The organism is Pandoraea sp. NPDC090278, from assembly GCF_044772185.1.
Taxonomy (GTDB): Bacteria; Pseudomonadota; Gammaproteobacteria; order Burkholderiales; family Burkholderiaceae; genus Pandoraea.
In genome coordinates, this window is record NZ_JBIVYJ010000004.1 from 185,597 (window position 1) to 203,888 (window position 18,292).

Sequence of the window (18,292 nt, forward strand, 5' to 3'; positions counted from 1 at the left end):
GCTGCCCGTCGCAGGTGGCCGTCGGTGAGGGAGACGGTGTGCACGGGATGGGATGCATTATGCGTCGCGGGGCATCAGGCAAGCAGTACCTGTTCCTGCACATTTCCTGCCTGATTCTGCAATCGGAGGCGATGGCGGACGTCTTTCCGTCCATCACCCGGCGGAAAAGCATTGTCGAACATGGCAGTAAGGTGACACAGGACTGTCCAGGTTCGTCATCGAATCATCGCTGGTTCAGGTTGAATCTTGTCGGATTCTCCGGAATTCATGCCTGATCGTGTGGATGTGGTTCCAGAGGATCAGGCAATTTTTTATGACAGGCGTATGCTTCGGTTCATTGCGGCCGGGGATGTTGGAGACGGCCAGCCTGAATCGAGGACTTGCCATGCATCTCGTCAAAACATCGCCACCAGCGTCGCTTCGCGACGTACCACCGCAAGAAGGTCACGCCGACGATCCGTCGCACACCGCTCGTACTGAGCTGGTGCATCTGCTCGACCGCGCGACGCATGGGTTGGAAGGTACGGCGCCCACGGCGGTGGACGGTCTGATGGTGCATCGCATCTTGCATCCCGGTGGGCCGAAGCCTGCGTTGCAGCAACCTGCCTTCGCCGTGATCGCGCAGGGCGAGAAGCGTTTGCAGATTGGTGAGGCGCACTACGCGTACGACCCGATGCATTACATGGTGTCGTCGGTGCACTTGCCGGTAGTGGCGCAGGTGTCCGGGGCGAGCGAGCAGTCGCCTTATCTGGGCATGCGTCTGAACTTGGTGGCGGAAGACGTCACGTCGTTGATCGGCGACGAGCATCTGCCGCCACCCGCCCCGTCGCCCTGTGGACGCGGGTTGTACGTCAACCGGCTCGATGCTGCGTTGCTGGACGCGGTGCTTCGTTTGCTGCGTCTGCTCGATGCCCCGCGCGATATTCCGATTCTTGCGCCGATGATCAAGCGCGAGATCATCTACCGGTTGTTGATGAACGGGCAGGGGGTGTTGTTGCGTCAGATGGTGATGCAGGACAGCCAGATGAACCGGATCGCGAATGCGGTGCGATGGTTGCGCGATCACTATGCGGAGCCGTTGCGCGTGGAATCGCTGGCGCAGGAGGTGCATATGAGCGTGTCGTCGTTGCATCACCACTTCAAGCTGGTGACGGCGATGAGCCCGTTGCAGTATCAGAAGCAGTTGCGCTTGCAGGAAGCACGTCGTTTGATCTTCGTGGCGGACGTTGCCGTTTCGTCGGCTGCACAGGCGGTGGGCTACGAAAGCGCATCGCAGTTCAGCCGCGAATACGCCCGCGTCTTCGGCGAAGCGCCGTTGCGCGACAAACGCCGGTGGTTACAGGATGGGGACGTGGGCGCGCCGAGGGGCTAAACGTTTCCGAGTCGCTTCACGACGGATAGCGAAACGGCGTTCGACGATTTCGTTGGGTATTGCTGGTCGCGGATCGAGAAGTGCTTCACGTATCTTGGAAGCGGCCCACGCATGGTGGGCGTCCGAATCGGTCGGTTTCATCATGACGATCAAGAGTGTCTGAAAGTGACCGTCGGATCATACCGATGGCGAACCGCCTAATCATGAAGTCGATCCAGCATCTTCTTCGTCACGCGTTGCTGCGCCGCCTTCTCATACTCCGCCCACGGGTCTTGTTTCAGGGCGGTGAGACGGTCGAGGGCGTTGCGCACGGTCCAGGCGTCGGCACCGGGTAAATCGGACAATTCCTCCCAATGGACCGGCATCGATACCGCCATGCCTTCTCTCGCCCGGGCCGAGTATGCGCACACGGTCGTCGCCCCCCGGTAGTTGCGCAGGTAGTCGATGAAGCACTTCCCCACGCGATGCTTCGGTCCCATCGTCGCCGTGAACCGGTCGGGAAACACGTGCGCCATATGCTTTGCGACCGCTTCCGCAAAACCTTTCGCGAAGTCCCATTCGTGACGTCTCGCTAATGGTGTCACCACGTGCAGCCCTTTGCCGCCGCTCGTCTTCACGAAGGATTCCAGCCCCAGCTCGTCCAGCAGTCCACGAATGAGTTGTGCGCCTTCCACGATCTGCACAAACGTCAGCCCCTTACCGGGGTCCAGATCGAAGATCACGCGATCGGGACGCTCGATCAGATCGCTGCGCGCATTCCACGTGTGAAACTCCACCGACCCCATCTGTACGGCCCCGACGAGTCCCCGCGTATCGTCGATTTGCATCAGCGGTTCATGGTCAGGATCAAGCGACGGATCGAGCATATGCACACCGGTGATCGTCTTCGCCGCATGTTTCTGGAAGAACATCTCGCCGCCGATACCTTCCGGCGCGCGCAGGACAGCAACCGGCCGGTCGGCGAGGTGTGGGAGCATCCACTTGCTGAGCGCTTCGTAATACTCGGCAAGCTCGACTTTCGTCACGCCCGAGTGCGTATCCATCACGCGTTCGCCGTGGGTGATCTTCACAGGAAGGGCCGATGATTGCGACATGGAAGGCGTCTCCTTCGATGAGTTGACGGCACCGCTGCGGCGCGTCTCGCGGCGAATCTCCTTCGCCGTCTTGTCGGTACGCATGGCGTGGAACGACGCCTGACGCACATGGCCGTCGCGCGTCCATTCGGCGAAACGAACTTCTACGACCAGCGTTGGACGCAACCAGTGCACACGCGCCGGTCCCCCCGGACGCGGCGCGGGAGACAGCGAAGGGCGAGGTGTCTCAATCGCGTCGAGTTGCTTGCGCATGCGCAGCAGCGCCTCGGTATCGAAACCGGTGCCGACCTTGCCCGCGTAGCGCAACGTCTTACTGTCATCGTCGTAATAACCGAGCAGCAGTGCACCGAATCCCTGTCGCGAGCCGGAGGGTTCCGTGAACCCCACTACGACGAACTCCTGACGCTGCGAACACTTGAGCTTGCGCCATGCGTCGCTGCGGCCGTCGACGTAGGTCGAGTCGTCGCGCTTGACCATGATGCCTTCGAGACCCGCTTCGCATGCGCCGTGCCAAAGCGACTCGAGATCGCCCGCGACCGGTTGGAGTACTCGCACGGCATCCGTCTCTTTGCCTTCAAACACGCTCGCGAGCCTCGCTTGTCGCTCGTGCAACGGCGCTTCGCGCAGATCCTGTCCGTTACACCACGGCAGATCGAAGACGTAGATGACGATGGCGCTCTGAGTGTCTTCGTCGAACGCTCGTTGTAACGCCTGAAAGTCAGGTAACCCGTGTTCGTTCGTGACGACTGCCTCGCCATCGAGCCACGCGTTCGGGAGGCCGCGCTCGCGTAGGGCGGCGACTGCGGGTTGGAAGCGGTTCGTCCAATCTTGCCCGGAGCGTGTGAAGACGCGAATGTCGCTGCCCGCGATGCGGATCAGGACGCGATATCCGTCGAGCTTCAACTCGGCGTGCCAGCCTTCCGACGACGGAGCCTGATCGACGAGTGTCGCCAGCATGGGGCGCATCTCGTCGGGTGGCTTCGTCGATGATCTGCGTGTCGCCACAGGCTTCGACGTCGGTGGCTTGGCATGCGTTGATAAATGCCCGTCGTCATGCCGGTGAATCAACAACCATTGCGGCTGACGCGCGGGCTTGTCGGTGCGCACCAACGTCCAGTGACCGCTGAGTCGTTCGCCTTGTAATGTGAACGACAGCTTACCGTCCGCGTAATCGCGTGATGCGTTGCCGTCGGGTACCCAGATACCTCGATCCCAGATGTCGACGTGTCCCGCACCGTAGTTGCCAGCAGGAATGTCGCCTTCGAAGGCGGCGTAAGCGAGCGGATGGTCTTCGACCTGAACGGCCAGTCGTGGACTGCTGACATCAGGGCTCGGTTGCTTCGGCAGCGCCCATGAGCGCAAGGTGCCGTCGAGTTCGAGACGCAAGTCGTAGTGAAGATGGCTGGCGTCGTGCCGTTGGATCACATACCGCAGCGCCTTCTTGCGGGCTGTATGCTGACCGCGCGGTTCAGGCGTGGCGGAGAAGTTGCGTTTCGCGTCGTACGCTGCGAGTGGATCTGCAGATTTGCGACGGCGACCCGGCTTCGCGCTCGTCGCTTTGGTCAGCTTGTCTGAGGCGCGTCTCGGCATCGTCACGCTCACTTGGATTTGCTGGACTTGGTCGACTTGGCGCGCTTGGACGATGCCTTCTTTGTCGCGGTCTTCTTAACCGTCTTGCCATTCGATGCCTTTGCCGCCTTACGCGCCTTCGCAGGCTTCTCCTCGACATCCTCCGCATCGACGGTCACGGCGTCGCGCTTGCCCTTTGTCCCCAGGCTCCGCTTGAGCAGCGCCATCAGATCGGAGACGTTTGCGGTGTTTGCCAGCTTGGGTGCACTCGCTTCGATCTGCGCGATCTCGCGTGTCTGACCGGACGCGATCTTGCGGTCGATGAGTGCCTTGAGGTCGTCCTGAAACGTGTCGTGATAATCGCCGGGATGCCACGGTCCGGACATCTCGTCGATCAGCCGGATCGCCATATCCAGTTCGCGTTCGCCGGGCGTGGCGAGTTTCTGCAACTTCTCCTTCGTCAGCCCGACCTCGGCCGGATCGCGCATTTCGTCCTGCCATCTCAGCGTGTCGAGTACGAGCGCGTCGCCCGCGGGCGCAAGCACGGCGAGATGCGCGCGTGTGTGCATCACGACGCGCGCGATGCCGAGCTTGCCTGCCTTGATGAGCGCCGCGTGCAGCAGCGCGTAGGCCTTCGCGCCGCCACGTTCGGGCACGAGGTAGTAAGGCGTATCGAGATACATGAAGGAGACGTCCGTGGCATCGACGAAAGCCAGAATGTCGACGGTCTGCGTCGCCGTCGGATTGGCCGAGCGGATCTCGTCGTCGCTGAGCACGACGTAGTTGCCTTTCTCGTACTCGTAGCCGTGCACGATCTGGTCGCGCGGCACCTCCTTGCCGTTCTCCTTGTTCACACGCTTGTAGCCGACCGGCGACATGGTGCGCTTGTCGAGCCAGTCGAGATCGAGTTTGTGTGTCGTCGAGGCAGGAAACAGGGTGACGGGTACGTTGACGAGTCCGAAGCTGATGGCACCCTTCCAGATTGCGCGAGCCATAGATGCTCCCAATGAGGGGGTAATGTTGCGATTCTTGCAGGACAGGTCAGGTTCCCATGCATTGATTTTCTCAATGCCGATGGCTATGCCATAAGGATTCCTTGATGAAACAAAGCGACCAGACGGTTATCCCACTGGAATCGATGCATGACATCAGCAAAGGGAGATAGGCGATGGCGATGATCGTGGCAGGGCGATTCACGACGTTCGATCAGGCGAATCTGGTGGCGAGCCGGTTGTACGACCGGTCGTTTCGACCATCCGACGTGTCGGTGTTCTTTCTGAATCCCACCGGCCAGCACGCTAAGTTTCCGATGGGCGGCGATGTGGATGCCGATGCTGCGGCGCGTCCGGCGAGCCGGGGTGCGGCGCAGGGTGTCATCGCAGGCGGTGCCTTCGGGCTTGCGCTGGGGGCGTTGCTATACGTCGCGATCTGGCGCTTCTGGCTCGTACCGGTCGTCGGCATGATGGCAGGGGCCTATCTGGGTGCGTTTCTCGGTGCTTTGCGACGCATGCAAGGTCGCGAGCGCGTGTCGGCAAAGCAGGCAGGCATGCGAGACGCCGGGGTGATGCTCGCCACGCACGTCAGCGAATCGACGGCGGATACGGCGATTGCCGTGCTGCGTGATGCAGGCGCCGCAGAAATCGAGCAGGCGAATGGTGTTTGGGAAGGGGGAGAGTGGCGCGACTTCGATCCGGTGCAGCACGCCCACCATGCGCACGACGTGCAAACGGGGGGGCGTGAACCTCATGCCGAGCGGACCATCGGCGTGGCGGCCAACGAGCGCAATCAGCGAGAGGTTCGCGATGGCGCTACAGGGCGCACCCCGTCGAACCGCGACGAATCTCGTGCGAAACCCCGCCGTACCGACTGGTTGTAGAATCGATTGCGTCCCTTGATGACCGTTCAGGAGGCTGACAATGTTGTCGATCCATACCGGTTTCGTGCTTTGCCCGACCTGCAAGTCGCGATTCGCCGTGGCGGCCAGTGAGCCGACCGTTCAGGCGCTCTACGATTATCTCCATTCGGATGCCGAAGTGAAGTGCCCGACCTGCGATACCGTTTTCGCAACGGGCACCGCAAAGAGCAGCATCGAGTTTGAGCCCGTCAACGACGGCGTGACACTCTCGCCGTCTCCTGAACGAAGCATCGACGGGCTCGACAATCACTGAATCGTTGCGCGAGAGTCAACGGCTCACAGCGGCGTCATCACTGGCTCGCCCGCCTGATAGCGGCGGGTATTCTCCATGAACATCGAGAGCGTGGCGGCTTCCGCTTCCGGCGAACGACCTGCCACGTGCGGGCTTAGCACGATGTTCTGCAAGTCGATGAGTGCGGCGGGCGGCGACGGCTCGCCTTCGTAGACGTCCAGCCCCGCACCAGCGATTACGCCGTTGCGCAGTGCATCGGCAAGCGCTGCGGTGTCGACGACGCTACCGCGCCCAAGATTGACGAGAAAGCCGTCTTTGCCGAGCGCGCGCAGCACGTCGGCATTGATCATGTGATGGGACTCCGCACCGCCCGGTGCCGTGACCACCAGAATGTCGGCCCATTCGGCCAGTGCCGTCACGCTGTCGAAGTATTGATAGTGCGACGGGAGGTCGTCGCGACGGTTCCGGTTTCGGTAGGCAATCTGCATGTCGAAGCCTTCGCCGCGTTTGGCGAACTGACGACCGACCGCACCGAGGCCGACGATCCCGAGCTTCTTCCCGGCCACACCCGGCTGCATCGGCAGCGCGTCGCGCCAGATGCCCTTACGGCACGCCGCGTCATATTCCGGAATGCGTCGAATTGCGGCGAGCAGCAGGGCGAAGCCCTGATCCGCCACGGTCGGGGCGTTGGCGCCTGCGCCATGCACCACCACGATATTGCGCGCGCGCATCGCCGGAATGTCCAGATTCTCGTAACCGGCACCGAGTGCGCTGACCAGCTCGACGTTCGGCAGATGCGTCAGCTCGGCGGCGTTCATGCCGCGCGAACCGTTGGTGAGCACGAAACGCACGCGCTCACCCTCCGGTCCCCAGCCTTCCGGCGTCGGGTGGTGGCTCGGGCGGTAAATCACTTCGAAACGGGTTTGCAGTTCGGACAACTGCTCGGGATGCATCGGGATGATGACCAACAAGGGCGGCAACGACACCTTCAATCTCCGTCAGAGGAATTTGGACCGACGGCGACAGGTGGGCAGGCACCTCGATTCGCCGTCAATCGACACTCTATCCCTATCCGTGACGGATTGCGCGCTGGATCCGCACAAGCTTATGCAGCGGCTTCCACGGCAAGCATGGCCTGACGATGGCGAATGCGTCCGAGCGTCAGCATAGTGAAACCAGCGAGCACCGCAGGCACGCCGATGGCGGCGAACAACGCGGGCATCGACCAGCCCATTGCGAGCATCGACGCACCGCCCACCGACCCGACCACCGAGCCCATGCGGCCGACACCGTTTGCCCAGCTCACGCCGGTCGCGCGGCAATCCGTCGGATAAAACTCGGCGGAGAGCGCGTTCGCGCCGACCTGACCACCTGAGACGCAGAACCCGGCCCAGAACACGGCGACCGAAGCGAGCACCGGCGAACTGGCCAACGGGCCGACGGCGGCCACACACACGCCTGCCAGTACGTAGGCGGTGGCGAGCACGTAATGCGGATTGAAGCGGTCCATCAGCCAGCCGAGCACGATGGCCCCGAGCGTGCCGCCAACCTGGAACATCGCGGTGACGATGGCCGCGTTGCGCAGCGTCAGACCGTTCGTGCGAAGCAATGTGGGCAGCCAGCTCGAGAGCAGATAGATCACCAGCAAGCTCATGAAGAACGTCACCCAGAAGAGCAACGTGCCACGCAGCAACTCGGGCTTGAACAGATGACGCACCGGCGACGTGGTCGAGGGCTTCATCGCCACATTGAATGTTGCGCCGCGCAGATCCTCATGCGGTGCGATGCGTTGCAGTGACGCGGCCACGCGTTCCGGCGACTTGCCCGCCATCACCAGATAGCGCACCGACTCGGGCAACGCACGGATCAGGATCACGCCGAGCACGATGGGCATCACGCCACCGACGATCAGCACCGAACGCCAGCCGAACGCTTCGATCAGGCCTGCCGAGGCTAGGCCGCCCAGCGCGGAGCCGAGCGTGAAGCCGCAGAACATGGTCGTCACGAGGAACGAACGGCGCGAGTCGGGGCAGTATTCCGACGTCAGCGTGATCGCGTTCGGCATTGCGCCGCCGAGACCGAGCCCCGTCAGGAAACGCAATGCGATGAGATGCCACAGGTCCATCGACCAGGCCGACGCGAGACTCGCGACGCCGAAGAACAGGACCGAGAAGATGAGGATAGTCTTGCGTCCGAGCTTGTCGGCGAGCGGGCCGAACAAGAACGCACCGGCCATGAGACCGGCGAGTCCCGCACCGAACAGCGGGGCGAGATGCGCGGGCGTGAGCGACCACTCGGCACGAATCGCGGGGGCGATGAAACCGATGGCGGCGGTATCGAAACCGTCGATGGCGACGATCAGAAAGCACAGAACGACGATCATCATCTGGAACGGCGAGATGCGATGCCGATCGATGAATGCCGTCACGTTGATGGGACTCGCTGGCATGGGGTGTCTCCTCTAAGGTGCCAGAAGCCACGCGACAGCAGGCGAGCGGTCGCGCGACGGGTCCACGCGGTGGAATATTTTTGTTCCGCGTGGTGTATTGCGCTCAGCCGATCATGCGTCGGCCAGCCACGGGGTTTGCGACAGGCAGTTTTCGGCGCGCCAGCCGTGCAGCCATTGCAGGGCGTCGTAGAACTGCGTCTGCGTACGGCCTTTCCACAGCGAGTTGCGCACCCAGCGATCCACGCCCTTGGCGTGATAGACGCGGCCCATGTCGCGTGCGCCGTAAAGCACACGTGCGGTGCGTGGAATGCGGGCGTGTTCGTAGCGACGGAAGGCCTCGGTGAAGTCACCGTTCGCTGCCGTGTACGCGGCACCGAGCGTGACGGCGTCTTCGAGGGCCTGACACGCACCTTGCGCGATGTACTGCGTCATCGGGTGCGCGGCGTCGCCGAGGATCGTCGCGCGGCCGAAGCTCCACTGCTCGACCGGGTCACGGTCGGCGGTGGCCCAGCGACGCCACGACGTCGGACGGTCGAGCATCTGGTGCGGCAACGCGTCGATGCCTTCGAAGTAAGACAGCACTTCTTCCTTGCTGCCGTCGCGCACGCCCCACACTTCCTGTTCGCGGCTGTGGAAGGTCACGACGAGGTTGTACTGCTTGCCGCCGCGCAGCGGGTAGTGCACGAGGTGGCAGTTCGGACCGGCCCACACGACCGGCGCGTTGACCTGCAAGTCCTTCGGCATGTTCTCGACGTCGACCACTGCACGGTAGACCACATGGCCCGTCACGCGCGGCTCGTCGCCGATCAGGGCGGCGCGCACGGCGGACTTCACGCCATCGCAGCCGATCACGGCGTCGGCGGTGTGACGCTCGCCGTGCTGGTCGATGACGGTGACGCCGTTCGCATCTTGTTCCAGCGAGACGACGCGGGTGGCCGTGCGGAACTGGATTCGCGGATTGCGTTGTACGGCTTCGAGGATCGACAGATGAATGTCCGCGCGATGGATCACGGCGTACGGATTGCCGAAGCGCTCGCGATACGGCGCACCAACGTCGACTTCCGCGATGATGCTGCGGTCGATGGCGTCGCGCAGCGTGATGTGGTCGGTGAAAACCGAACGTCCACGAGCAGCCTCGCCGACGCCAAGGGCATCGAGTGCGGCGAAGGCGTTGGCTGCCAGCTGGATGCCCGCACCGATTTCACCGATGGTCTCGGCCTGCTCCAGCAGCTCGATCTGCACGCCCTGATTGGCGAGCGCGAGCGCGGCAGCGAGGCCGCCGATGCCGCCGCCGACGACCAGCGCTTTGGGTTGATGGGGTTGCGTCATGCTTGTCTCCTCGGGCAGTGCCTGCCCTCCTGCTTTTTCATTCACTTCCGGCGCACGCGGCCAGCGTCGTGTGAGGACGCTGGCGTTACTTCTTTCACGCCGAGTAATCCGGTTGACGGCTGGGGGCCGCCGCAAGAAACGCCGGATGCTTTTCCGCCAGCGCGAACACCGCCATCGCGCGCGGATATGCCGACAGATCGCAACCCATGCGCTGTGCGTTGGCGATCTGCGGAATCAGGCAGACGTCGGCCAGCGTGGGCGTGTCGCCGAAGCACCATGCGCCGTGCCCATACTTCACCAGCAGACGCTCGACACCTGCCATGCCTTCGGCGACCCAGTGGCGATACCACGCGTCCTTCTGCTCGGCCGACAACCCGAGCGGACCTTGCAGATACTTCAGGATGCGCAGGTTGTTCACCGGGTGGATGTCGCAACTGATGAGCATCGATAGTTCGAGCACGCGGGCACGTGCTTCGATGTCTTGCGGCACCAGACGCGTCTGTGGATACTTCGCGTCGAGATAGTCGATGATGGCGAGCGACTGACCGAGCGAGACGTCGCCGTCGACCAGCGCGGGCACGGTAGCCGACGCGTTCACTTCGTCGACATACGGCTGCGCGCGATGCTCACCGACACGGATGTTCACCGCAATGGTGTCGAACGCGAGTCCCTTGAGCGCCAGAGCGATGCGCACGCGGTACGACGTCGAGCTGTTGAAAAAGCTGTAGAGCTGCATGACCGTTGCCTCAGACCACGCGCACCGTGATCTCGCCGAGACCTTCGACGGCCGTGACCATCGTCTCGCCTGCCTTGACCGGGCCGACGCCTTCCGGGGTGCCCGTGTAGATCAGGTCGCCCGGTTCCAGACGGAAGAATTGCGACAGGTACGAGACCGTTTCGGCCACCGACCAGATCAGATGCGTGACGTCGCTCTTCTGCTTCTGCACGCCGTCCACGGTCAGCGAGATCGCAGCCTTTTCGACGTGACCGACGCTGGAGACCGGATGGATCGGGCCGATCGGTGCCGACGCATCGAAGGCCTTGCCGATTTCCCACGGACGACCCATCTCGCGCATCTTCATTTGCAGGTCGCGACGCGTCATGTCCAGACCGACGGCGTAACCCCAGACGTGTTCCAGTGCCTGATCGAGCGGAATGTCCGAACCGGCCTTGCCGATCACGGCGACCAGTTCGGCTTCGTAGTGGTAGTTGCTCGTTTGCGCCGGGTACTTCAGTTCCAGCGTGTCGCCGTAAGCGACCGGCAGCACGGCGTCGGCGGGCTTGCAGAAGAAGAACGGCGGTTCGCGGTCCGGATCGAAGCCCATTTCGCGGGCATGAGCGGCGTAGTTGCGGCCAACGCAGTACACGCGACGCACGGCGAACTGGTCGTTGCTGCCGACAACGGGAATGCCGACGACGGCGGGCGGGGTGAAGACGTAGGACATGGTGATTGACTCAGCGAATAAGGTGAATGAAGGGTGATCTGGTGGCTCAGGTACGCGATTCGCGCAGCAGGTTCAGCGCGGCGAGCACAGGGCGGTCGGAGTAGCTGAACAGCACGGCGTCGTCGAGCGCGGCGAGTTGCACCGGTGCCCACGACGGCACCACGAAGTGATCGCGCGGTTCGAACTGGAACACATCGTCACCGATGCGCACCGTGCCGCGACCTTCGACGACCGAAAATACCGTCGCATCGGTGCTGCGATAGGTCTTGCCCTGGAAGCCCGCCGGGAGGTACTGCATGAACGTCGCCATCGTCGGCATCGGCCAGCCGCCGGTTGCCGGATTGACGTAGCGCAGCTTGATGCCGTCCCACGGGTCGAGTTCACCGTTGCGATACAGCGTGTCGAGTGCTTCACGCGAGCGGGCGTACGGGTAGCTGAAGATCGGCGACGTCGGATCGCTGACTTTGTGATGCACCGGCAGCATGTTGAAACCGTAGCGCGCGAAGCTGTCGCCTTCAGGGCGCTGCACGGGTTGCTGCGATTCGGGGTAGTTCTCGGCGAAACTGGCGTCGAAGTACTGCACGAGCGGGATGTCGAGGCCGTCGAGCCACACAACCGGCTCGCCGTCGGGAGGATTGCCGTGGTCGTGCCACGTCCACGACGGCGTGATGATGAAGTCGCCCGGATGCATCGTGGTGCGTTCGCCATTGACCGCCGTCCATGCGCCGCTGCCTTCCACGATGAAGCGTAGCGCGGACTGCGTGTGACGATGGCTCGGGGCGATTTCGCCCGGCAGGATCAGTTGCAGACCGGCGTAGAGCGAACCTGTGATGCTCGACGACCCCGGCGTGCCGGGGTTTTGCAGAATCAGCACACGACGCACGGCTTCTTCGGCGCTGATGACGCGGCCCGCTTCCATCACGAGCGGGCGCACCTCGTTGTATTTCCAGATGGCGGGCACGACGCGCGGGCGGGGCTGCGGCGGCACCAGGCTGTGCAACGATTCCCACAGCGGGGCCATGTGGTTGTGACCGATGTGTTCGTAATAGGCAGCGCGTTCGGCGCTAGGGGCGCGGTCGGACATGCTTGTCTCCATATTGGAAGGGGGCCCGGTTGGCTCGTCTGTCGGGTGTCGCAGACGGCGTTGCGTGGTGCTTTTCGGGTCTATGAATAGCGTTATACTCGGCGAGACATATTCTTTGAAATGAAAAAATCATCGGATCCATACGAAATAACGTATAGATCGAGGGATTTGAGCGGTACCCACCCGAGGTGCCCGGAGACAGCGCATGGATTGGACGCAACGACTACGTCTGCGCAACTTGCAGATGCTGCTGACCCTCGCGGAGACGGGCAACATGAGCCAGTCCGCCGCGCTGCTCAACACGACGCAGCCCGGTTTGTCCAAATGGCTTAAGGATCTGGAGGACGACATTGGTCTGCCGCTGTTTGAGCGTCAGGCGCGTGGACTGCGGCCGACGTCGTACGGCGAGGCGCTGATTCAGCACGCGCGACGCATCGAGGCGCAGTTGGACACGGCACGCGACGATCTCGATGCCATGCGCGAAGGCGGGAGCGGACTGGTGGCGATCGGGACGTCGGGGGCGTCGTCGGCGGACACGGTGCCGCTCGCGGTATTGCTGCTCCTGCAGCGCATGCCCCGCGTGCAGGCGCGCGTTGTTGAAAACACGATGGACCGACTGATGAATCAGTTGGCGCACAGTGAGATCGACATCGTCGTCGGACGCTCGGCCCCGGAGTTGCAGGACCGTAACGTGCGCACGGAGGCGCTGTATCTGGAGCCGCTGCATTTCGTCGCCCGAACGCGGCATCCGGTGTTTTCGTTACCGACGGTGGATTGGGCGGATATCCAGCGCTATCGTTGGGTCGTCTGGCCGCGAGGCACGCCGATTCGTAATGCGCTGGAGTCGGCGCTGGCCGAAGCGGGGTATCCGCTCCCGAACGACACCGTCGAATCGAACTCGACGATTCTCAATCTCACGCTGCTCAACAACAGCGACATGATCGGTCTGGCGTCGCATCGCACGGCGAGCCGATTGCAGGCGCTTGGGGCGCTACGGATTGTGCCGTTACGTCTCGCTGGATTCGGTGGTGTCTCGATGTACTGGCGTGACGATGGTGCGAATCGGGCCGCAGTGGTCGAAGCGCTTGAGTGCCTGCGCTCGGCAGCGAAGCGCTCGACGGGGGATTTGGTGGAGGGGGTGGGGGGAGAGGGGTAACGATGACGCCGCCTCGACGGCGAGGCGGCGGCATGCGATTAGCGGACTAACCCGTGGATTGTTTCGCCTAGCTTTCTGATGAAGCGGGCGAAGTCGGTGGTCAACTGGAGATCGATGGATCGTTTGAACTTGTATTCCGCATCCATATCGGCCTCGTGGGCGATGGAGTTTCGTCTATGAACGATTGTTTCCAATGTCGCGCGGACGTAGGCTTCGTCTTCGCCCATTACGGCAGCAATCTTCTGCCATTTCCGATTCTCAGCCCAGATGTAGCTCAGCCCGTCGGCAACTTTATCGGGACTCTGAAAGGACAGGGCACGTAGCTTGTTTCGTATCGTTCGGGAAAAGACGCTGTCGTTCAGCGAATCGCCAGCGACCTTCAGTCGGGCGACGACGCCAATCGGAATCGTCTCGCCTAGATACTTCGCGGTTGATGCCCGGTGGCCTGCATAAATATCGATCATGCCAATATGGATGATGTCGTGTAGAAGTCTGTCGAGCGCGCTGACCGACGACACGACTTTCGACCGTAGCACGTCGTCCAGACTCCTCACCCGAAGCTTGTTCTCCGCTAGATAGTCATGAACGAGGGTCATCGCGTCGACGTCGTCCATGTTGGAACGGAAGGCACGTAGTGAATCAAACATGATTGAAAAGCGAAATGAGTCCAACGTTTATACGATCAAGTTGCGCACGGAGATGATCGCGCTGTCGCACTTCGTCCTTCGATAAAGGCCCGATCTCTCCCGCGTGAGCATCGGAAAGTGCGAAAGCCGGGATGCCGACCTCGATTGCCTTGTTGCGAAGTGCACTGAAGTCTTCCATTTCCTGCAGGCAGTAACCATCGTCTCGGATAGCGGCAGGGTATTGATCCGGCAGGAAGCACATGTCGTGATTCAGCAGGTGCGGGAAGACATCATTCGAGATCACCGATTTGATATCCGCCGCATTCTGACGATGGGGGCTCGTCGTCCGGCCGTTCCTGTAGCTGAATCGCTGAATCAGCATGCCGCCGAATTTTGGTGTCCCGGGGCGCAACGGATAAACCGCGTTTTCTAGTGTTTCAATCGATTCTCTTTTCCATCGGACCCAACGTGCCGTCACATATTTCAGTGGCTCGAGCGCTTTGACGGAGCCCGGCGATGGCATTGTCGGCACGACGAAGAGGTCGCTGTGAATGAAGAGATTTTGATTGATCCCACCGATCCCCGGGCCGAGATTGATTAGCGTGAAGTCGATGTTGTACTTGCTTTCGCACGACGCGATTAGATTATTGAAAGCGCCGGGCGTGCTTTTAAGCGAGCCATATTTCTCATCCGCATCTTGTGCGAGCATCAGGTAGAGATCCCACTCAGCCAGATTGGGATGGCCCGGAAGGAGATGAAGATTCGGCGCGTGTTGCACGGACGGGCATTCGATAGGCTTGATGGGCCATCCGTCCAGCTTGAATGCGGTGCTTGTTGCATCCTTCAAATTTTGGCGACTTGTGTTTTCGCTAGCGTAGTACTCGTCAAATCCGTCACGCAGTATCAGACTCGTCAAATTGCACGACGGATCTGCGTCAACCAGCAGAACGCGATACTTCTCCGCCATCAGCCATCCGAGTTCGTAAATTGACGTGGTGTTGCACACGTCGCCGGGATAGTTAAAAAGGACAAGCCGCTTTGCCATTTTTTGTTCCATCGGGTGAGCAGTATCGCGATCGGCGAAGACTGCCGGATTGGGCAGTAGGTGGGGAGTGCGGGATTGAAGATGAAACACAGCGATTCCAAATGTGAGAACAGGACCACGAGTCTTACAAGGATTCCCGCACCCCGCTGATACTCGAGAAGAAGCCGTCGAAAAGAAATCTCATTGCGATCAAAGGCTTAGCGCGGGCATCGCCGCGCACTTATCCGAACTTCCCCATACCCGCTGCACCCCGGTAGAAAACCTGCCCCCCAAACCCCAAAGCGGCCCGAACGGTTTGCTAAACTTGCGGCCTGTCGAAGTCACTCTCTCGGGGCGTCAATGATTGGCCGCATCTCCGGCACTTTGCTGGAAAAAAATCCGCCGCACATTCTGGTCGATTGCCAGGGCGTGGGTTATGAAATCTCGGTGCCGATGAGCACTTTCTTCAACCTGCCAAACGTTGGTGAGCGCGTGACGTTGCTCACGCAGTTCATCGTGCGCGAAGACGCGCAACTGCTTTTCGGTTTCGGCTCACCGGACGAGCGCAACACGTTCCGCGAATTGCTCAAGATTTCGGGCGTCGGTGCGCGCACCGCACTCGCGATCCTCTCGGGCATGAGCGTCGCCGACATCGCGCAAGCCGTCACGTTGCAGGAGTCCGGACGTCTGACCAAGATCCCGGGCATCGGCAAGAAGACAGCCGAGCGTCTGCTGCTCGAACTCAAGGGCAAGCTCGGCGCACAACTCGGCACCATCGCCGGGGTCGCTGCACCGCACGATCACAAGAGCGATGTCGTCAACGCGCTGCTCGCGCTGGGCTATTCCGACAAGGAAGCGCTTGCGGCGGTCAAGACCGTGCCCGACGGTACGAGCGTGTCGGACGGCATCAAGCACGCGCTCAAGTCGCTGTCGAAGGCCTGAGCGATTCGCCCGATGCAAGCCAGGGAGTGAACTGAGAGTGAGGAGGCGGCATGCAACTGCGATGGCTTGAAGACTTCGTCGAACTGGCACGCACGCGCAGCTTCACGCGGGCGGCAGAGAACCGATTCGTCACGCATCCGGCATTCGGTCGACGCATTCGCGCGCTCGAAGAATGGGTGGGCACGCGTCTCGTCGAGCGGAGCAAACCGCTCGAACTCACGGCCGCCGGTACCGTATTTCTCGACGCAGCTACCAACGCGCTCGACATTCTTCACAGCGCCCGCACGCAATTGCAGGACGCCGCGCCCACGCTCGAAAACAACCTGAAGATCGCCACCGGCCGCACGCTGGCCGCGACGTTCTTCCCGGATTGGTACGACGAAACCGTCTCGCGCATCGGCTTCTTCACGGCCACGCTATCCACGGGCGGGGCAGAGGAGGCTATCCTGCGGCTCGCTGCGGGCGAGGTCGATCTGCTGATCGTCTATTCCAGCGCGCACACGCGGCTGCTTATCGATCAGGACCGTTTCGACTGGCTGAGCGTGGCGCGTGAGGTGCTGGTGCCGGTCAGTGCGCTCGATGCCAAGGGACGAGCAAAGTATCGGCTCGCGGCCGGGCCGTCGTCCATTCCGTGGCTGGCATTTACGCGCACGCTGACGCTGCGTGCCGTGCTCGCGCGGCATCTCGCGGAGATGCCGAATCGTCCGACGCTCAAGCCCGTCTATCAGGCCGATTCATACGAAGCGATTCTCGCGATGGCACGTCGCGGCGCGGGCATCGCCTGGCTGCCGCAGCGTCTCGTGGCCGACGACGTCGCACGTGGCACCCTCGCCATCGTTGGCGGCAAGGACTGGCAGATCGGCTTCGACATCGCGCTCTACCGGCGTCGGCATCAGCCGCACCACGTGCTCGACGCCATCTGGCAGAGCGCGCGCCTCGCCGCTGGCGAAGACGCTTGACCGTCAGGCTGGCCTCGCGCCCATCGCCGCCGCGACACCCTGCTTCACAAACTCCAGCAGGGGCATGTCGATGAACGACCCTTCCATCAGTTCGGGTTCGAGACGATGGGCTTCGCGGATCTTCATATGCGTGGCGGGGTTGTCTCCGGCGTAGGAGCGGAAGTACGTCAACCATTGACGGATGAGCGCCTGCACTTCCGGCGCGTCTGGCGGCGTGCCAACTTCCAACTGGTCGCGCATCGCACCGATGAGGGCGGGCCACTCGTCCGTGTAATTGAGGTAATTCGCCGCGAGGAAGCGGTATTCCGCGTCGTCCAGATACTTTCGGTAGATGTGTAGCTTGGTCTGCCCGAACGCTTCTTTGACGTACTGCATCACATCGTTCGTGATGCCCGTCTGCGATTGCATCGACGGTTCGCTGAGGTGCATCAGATTGAGCTTGGCGAGCAGACGTGCATCTCCGCCCGTATCGCGCTTGATCATCGCCATCCATCGACGAGCGACTGCCTGCGCCGTTTCACCCGTCGATGGCTCCCCTCGGGCTATCAAATCTCTCACCTCGGCCACGATGGCTGGCCAGTCGGATCCGTGCGCCTGCTTGTTCTGATAGAGCGGGAAGCGGGCGAGTTCGTCTTGCGAGAAGTATTTGTCGTACATGTTCATCAGCTCCAGCGTCGACAACCATTCGGCAAGTTCCGGGGCTTCGCCCGATGCCAACTGCGTTTGCAGTCGGACGAGACGTTCGCGCAGGCGGCTCGCGTCGTCGATCTGATGCGTGAGCATGTCGATCTGCCGTGCGATAAGCGCATCGAGCCCGTCATAGGCGCTTTGCGTGTTGCTTTGCCCGCCGCTGCTGCCGTTCGATGCATCCCGGTTTGCCAGCCATTGGCCGATGTCGGAGAGCGACATACCGAAGCGGCGCAGCGCCTGAATCTCGTGCAGACGGGCGATGTCGCTCAGGTCATAGAGTCGATAACCGGCATCGGAGCGCGCCGAAGGCGAGAGCAGGCCGAGCGTGTCGTAGTGGTGAAGCGCGCGCACCGTCAGGCCGCTACGTTTGGCTAATTCACCGACTTTGAGCCGCATGGAAACTCCC

At 61.9% G+C, this 18,292-nt stretch carries 17 protein-coding genes; 6 read left to right on the forward strand and 11 right to left on the reverse strand.

Annotation, left to right across the window (positions count from 1 at the left end; genetic code table 11):
- Window positions 1–385: 385 nt before the first annotated feature.
- On the forward strand, window positions 386–1,372 hold the full coding sequence (locus tag ACIQWO_RS15965) for an AraC family transcriptional regulator N-terminal domain-containing protein (RefSeq protein WP_402825819.1): 987 nt from the start codon (window positions 386–388) through the stop codon (window positions 1,370–1,372).
- Window positions 1,373–1,569: 197 nt separating this feature from the next.
- Here the strand turns inward: ACIQWO_RS15965 and ligD are convergent, their stop codons facing one another.
- Window positions 1,570–4,056: a DNA ligase D gene (gene ligD / locus ACIQWO_RS15970; RefSeq protein ID WP_402826843.1), complete on the reverse strand. Its 2,487-nt coding sequence runs from the start codon at window positions 4,054–4,056 to the stop codon at window positions 1,570–1,572.
- A gap of 8 nt (window positions 4,057–4,064) precedes the next feature.
- Entirely contained in the window at window positions 4,065–5,030 is a 966-nt protein-coding gene (locus ACIQWO_RS15975; protein ID WP_402825822.1) for a Ku protein, read from the reverse strand.
- Between the two features lie 173 nt (window positions 5,031–5,203).
- Here ACIQWO_RS15975 and ACIQWO_RS15980 point away from each other — a divergent pair, with 173 nt between their 5' ends.
- Both ACIQWO_RS15980 and ACIQWO_RS15985 read left to right on the forward strand, forming a co-directional pair.
- Window positions 5,204–5,911, forward strand: coding sequence for a hypothetical protein (locus tag ACIQWO_RS15980; RefSeq protein WP_402825825.1), 708 nt, complete (start codon window positions 5,204–5,206; stop codon window positions 5,909–5,911).
- Between the two features lie 40 nt (window positions 5,912–5,951).
- Window positions 5,952–6,203: a hypothetical protein gene (locus tag ACIQWO_RS15985; RefSeq protein WP_402825828.1), complete on the forward strand. Its 252-nt coding sequence runs from the start codon at window positions 5,952–5,954 to the stop codon at window positions 6,201–6,203.
- A 23-nt stretch (window positions 6,204–6,226) separates the two neighbouring features.
- Here the strand turns inward: ACIQWO_RS15985 and ACIQWO_RS15990 are convergent, their stop codons facing one another.
- The 6 genes from ACIQWO_RS15990 to gtdA all read right to left on the reverse strand — a co-directional run bounded on the left by ACIQWO_RS15990 (window position 6,227) and on the right by gtdA (window position 12,489).
- A complete protein-coding gene (locus ACIQWO_RS15990; RefSeq protein WP_402825831.1) occupies window positions 6,227–7,168 on the reverse strand; it encodes a 2-hydroxyacid dehydrogenase in 942 nt (313 codons plus the stop codon).
- A gap of 119 nt (window positions 7,169–7,287) precedes the next feature.
- Window positions 7,288–8,631 carry an MFS transporter gene (locus ACIQWO_RS15995; RefSeq protein WP_402825834.1) on the reverse strand — a complete coding sequence of 448 codons (1,344 nt, stop codon included), beginning with the start codon at window positions 8,629–8,631 and terminating at the stop codon, window positions 7,288–7,290.
- Window positions 8,632–8,742: 111 nt separating this feature from the next.
- Window positions 8,743–9,960 (reverse strand): 3-hydroxybenzoate 6-monooxygenase, encoded by a 1,218-nt coding sequence (locus tag ACIQWO_RS16000; RefSeq protein ID WP_402825837.1) that lies wholly within the window; start codon window positions 9,958–9,960, stop codon window positions 8,743–8,745.
- A 94-nt stretch (window positions 9,961–10,054) separates the two neighbouring features.
- Window positions 10,055–10,696, reverse strand: coding sequence for a maleylacetoacetate isomerase (gene maiA / locus ACIQWO_RS16005; protein ID WP_402825840.1), 642 nt, complete (start codon window positions 10,694–10,696; stop codon window positions 10,055–10,057).
- 10 nt (window positions 10,697–10,706) lie between these two features.
- A complete protein-coding gene (locus ACIQWO_RS16010; RefSeq protein ID WP_046290737.1) occupies window positions 10,707–11,405 on the reverse strand; it encodes a fumarylacetoacetate hydrolase family protein in 699 nt (232 codons plus the stop codon).
- 46 nt (window positions 11,406–11,451) lie between these two features.
- Window positions 11,452–12,489: a gentisate 1,2-dioxygenase gene (gene gtdA, locus ACIQWO_RS16015; RefSeq protein WP_402825843.1), complete on the reverse strand. Its 1,038-nt coding sequence runs from the start codon at window positions 12,487–12,489 to the stop codon at window positions 11,452–11,454.
- Between the two features lie 205 nt (window positions 12,490–12,694).
- Between gtdA and ACIQWO_RS16020 the strand changes: the two genes are divergently transcribed.
- Window positions 12,695–13,645: a LysR substrate-binding domain-containing protein gene (locus ACIQWO_RS16020; RefSeq protein ID WP_039395747.1), complete on the forward strand. Its 951-nt coding sequence runs from the start codon at window positions 12,695–12,697 to the stop codon at window positions 13,643–13,645.
- A 38-nt stretch (window positions 13,646–13,683) separates the two neighbouring features.
- On the opposite strand, the gene ACIQWO_RS16025 is transcribed toward ACIQWO_RS16020, so the two are convergent.
- Together ACIQWO_RS16025 and ACIQWO_RS16030 are read right to left on the reverse strand one after the other, a co-directional pair.
- Window positions 13,684–14,259 (reverse strand): HEPN domain-containing protein, encoded by a 576-nt coding sequence (locus tag ACIQWO_RS16025; RefSeq protein ID WP_402825846.1) that lies wholly within the window; start codon window positions 14,257–14,259, stop codon window positions 13,684–13,686.
- A 25-nt stretch (window positions 14,260–14,284) separates the two neighbouring features.
- Window positions 14,285–15,406 carry a ParA family protein gene (locus ACIQWO_RS16030; RefSeq protein ID WP_402825849.1) on the reverse strand — a complete coding sequence of 374 codons (1,122 nt, stop codon included), beginning with the start codon at window positions 15,404–15,406 and terminating at the stop codon, window positions 14,285–14,287.
- Window positions 15,407–15,655: 249 nt separating this feature from the next.
- On the opposite strand from ACIQWO_RS16030, the gene ruvA reads away from it, so the two are divergent.
- The gene (ruvA, locus tag ACIQWO_RS16035) at window positions 15,656–16,237 is read left to right on the forward strand and encodes a Holliday junction branch migration protein RuvA (protein WP_150665427.1); all 582 of its coding nucleotides are present in this window, start codon (window positions 15,656–15,658) and stop codon (window positions 16,235–16,237) included.
- A 50-nt stretch (window positions 16,238–16,287) separates the two neighbouring features.
- Window positions 16,288–17,196, forward strand: coding sequence for a LysR family transcriptional regulator (locus ACIQWO_RS16040; protein ID WP_402825853.1), 909 nt, complete (start codon window positions 16,288–16,290; stop codon window positions 17,194–17,196).
- Between the two features lie 3 nt (window positions 17,197–17,199).
- Here the strand turns inward: ACIQWO_RS16040 and ACIQWO_RS16045 are convergent, their stop codons facing one another.
- On the reverse strand, window positions 17,200–18,282 hold the full coding sequence (locus tag ACIQWO_RS16045; RefSeq protein WP_402825856.1) for a MerR family transcriptional regulator: 1,083 nt from the start codon (window positions 18,280–18,282) through the stop codon (window positions 17,200–17,202).
- Between the last annotated feature and the right edge of the window lie 10 nt (window positions 18,283–18,292).

Coding starts and splice junctions, on each gene's coding strand:
- ACIQWO_RS15965 (WP_402825819.1), top strand. CDS start 386: ATGCATCTCGTCAAAACATCGCCACCAGCGTCGCTTCGCGACGTACCA.
- ligD (WP_402826843.1), bottom strand. CDS start 4,056: ATGCCGAGACGCGCCTCAGACAAGCTGACCAAAGCGACGAGCGCGAAG.
- ACIQWO_RS15975 (WP_402825822.1), bottom strand. CDS start 5,030: ATGGCTCGCGCAATCTGGAAGGGTGCCATCAGCTTCGGACTCGTCAAC.
- ACIQWO_RS15980 (WP_402825825.1), top strand. CDS start 5,204: ATGGCGATGATCGTGGCAGGGCGATTCACGACGTTCGATCAGGCGAAT.
- ACIQWO_RS15985 (WP_402825828.1), top strand. CDS start 5,952: ATGTTGTCGATCCATACCGGTTTCGTGCTTTGCCCGACCTGCAAGTCG.
- ACIQWO_RS15995 (WP_402825834.1), bottom strand. CDS start 8,631: ATGCCAGCGAGTCCCATCAACGTGACGGCATTCATCGATCGGCATCGC.
- ACIQWO_RS16000 (WP_402825837.1), bottom strand. CDS start 9,960: ATGACGCAACCCCATCAACCCAAAGCGCTGGTCGTCGGCGGCGGCATC.
- maiA (WP_402825840.1), bottom strand. CDS start 10,696: ATGCAGCTCTACAGCTTTTTCAACAGCTCGACGTCGTACCGCGTGCGC.
- ACIQWO_RS16010 (WP_046290737.1), bottom strand. CDS start 11,405: ATGTCCTACGTCTTCACCCCGCCCGCCGTCGTCGGCATTCCCGTTGTC.
- gtdA (WP_402825843.1), bottom strand. CDS start 12,489: ATGTCCGACCGCGCCCCTAGCGCCGAACGCGCTGCCTATTACGAACAC.
- ACIQWO_RS16020 (WP_039395747.1), top strand. CDS start 12,695: ATGGATTGGACGCAACGACTACGTCTGCGCAACTTGCAGATGCTGCTG.
- ACIQWO_RS16025 (WP_402825846.1), bottom strand. CDS start 14,259: ATGGACGACGTCGACGCGATGACCCTCGTTCATGACTATCTAGCGGAG.
- ruvA (WP_150665427.1), top strand. CDS start 15,656: ATGATTGGCCGCATCTCCGGCACTTTGCTGGAAAAAAATCCGCCGCAC.
- ACIQWO_RS16040 (WP_402825853.1), top strand. CDS start 16,288: ATGCAACTGCGATGGCTTGAAGACTTCGTCGAACTGGCACGCACGCGC.
- ACIQWO_RS16045 (WP_402825856.1), bottom strand. CDS start 18,282: ATGCGGCTCAAAGTCGGTGAATTAGCCAAACGTAGCGGCCTGACGGTG.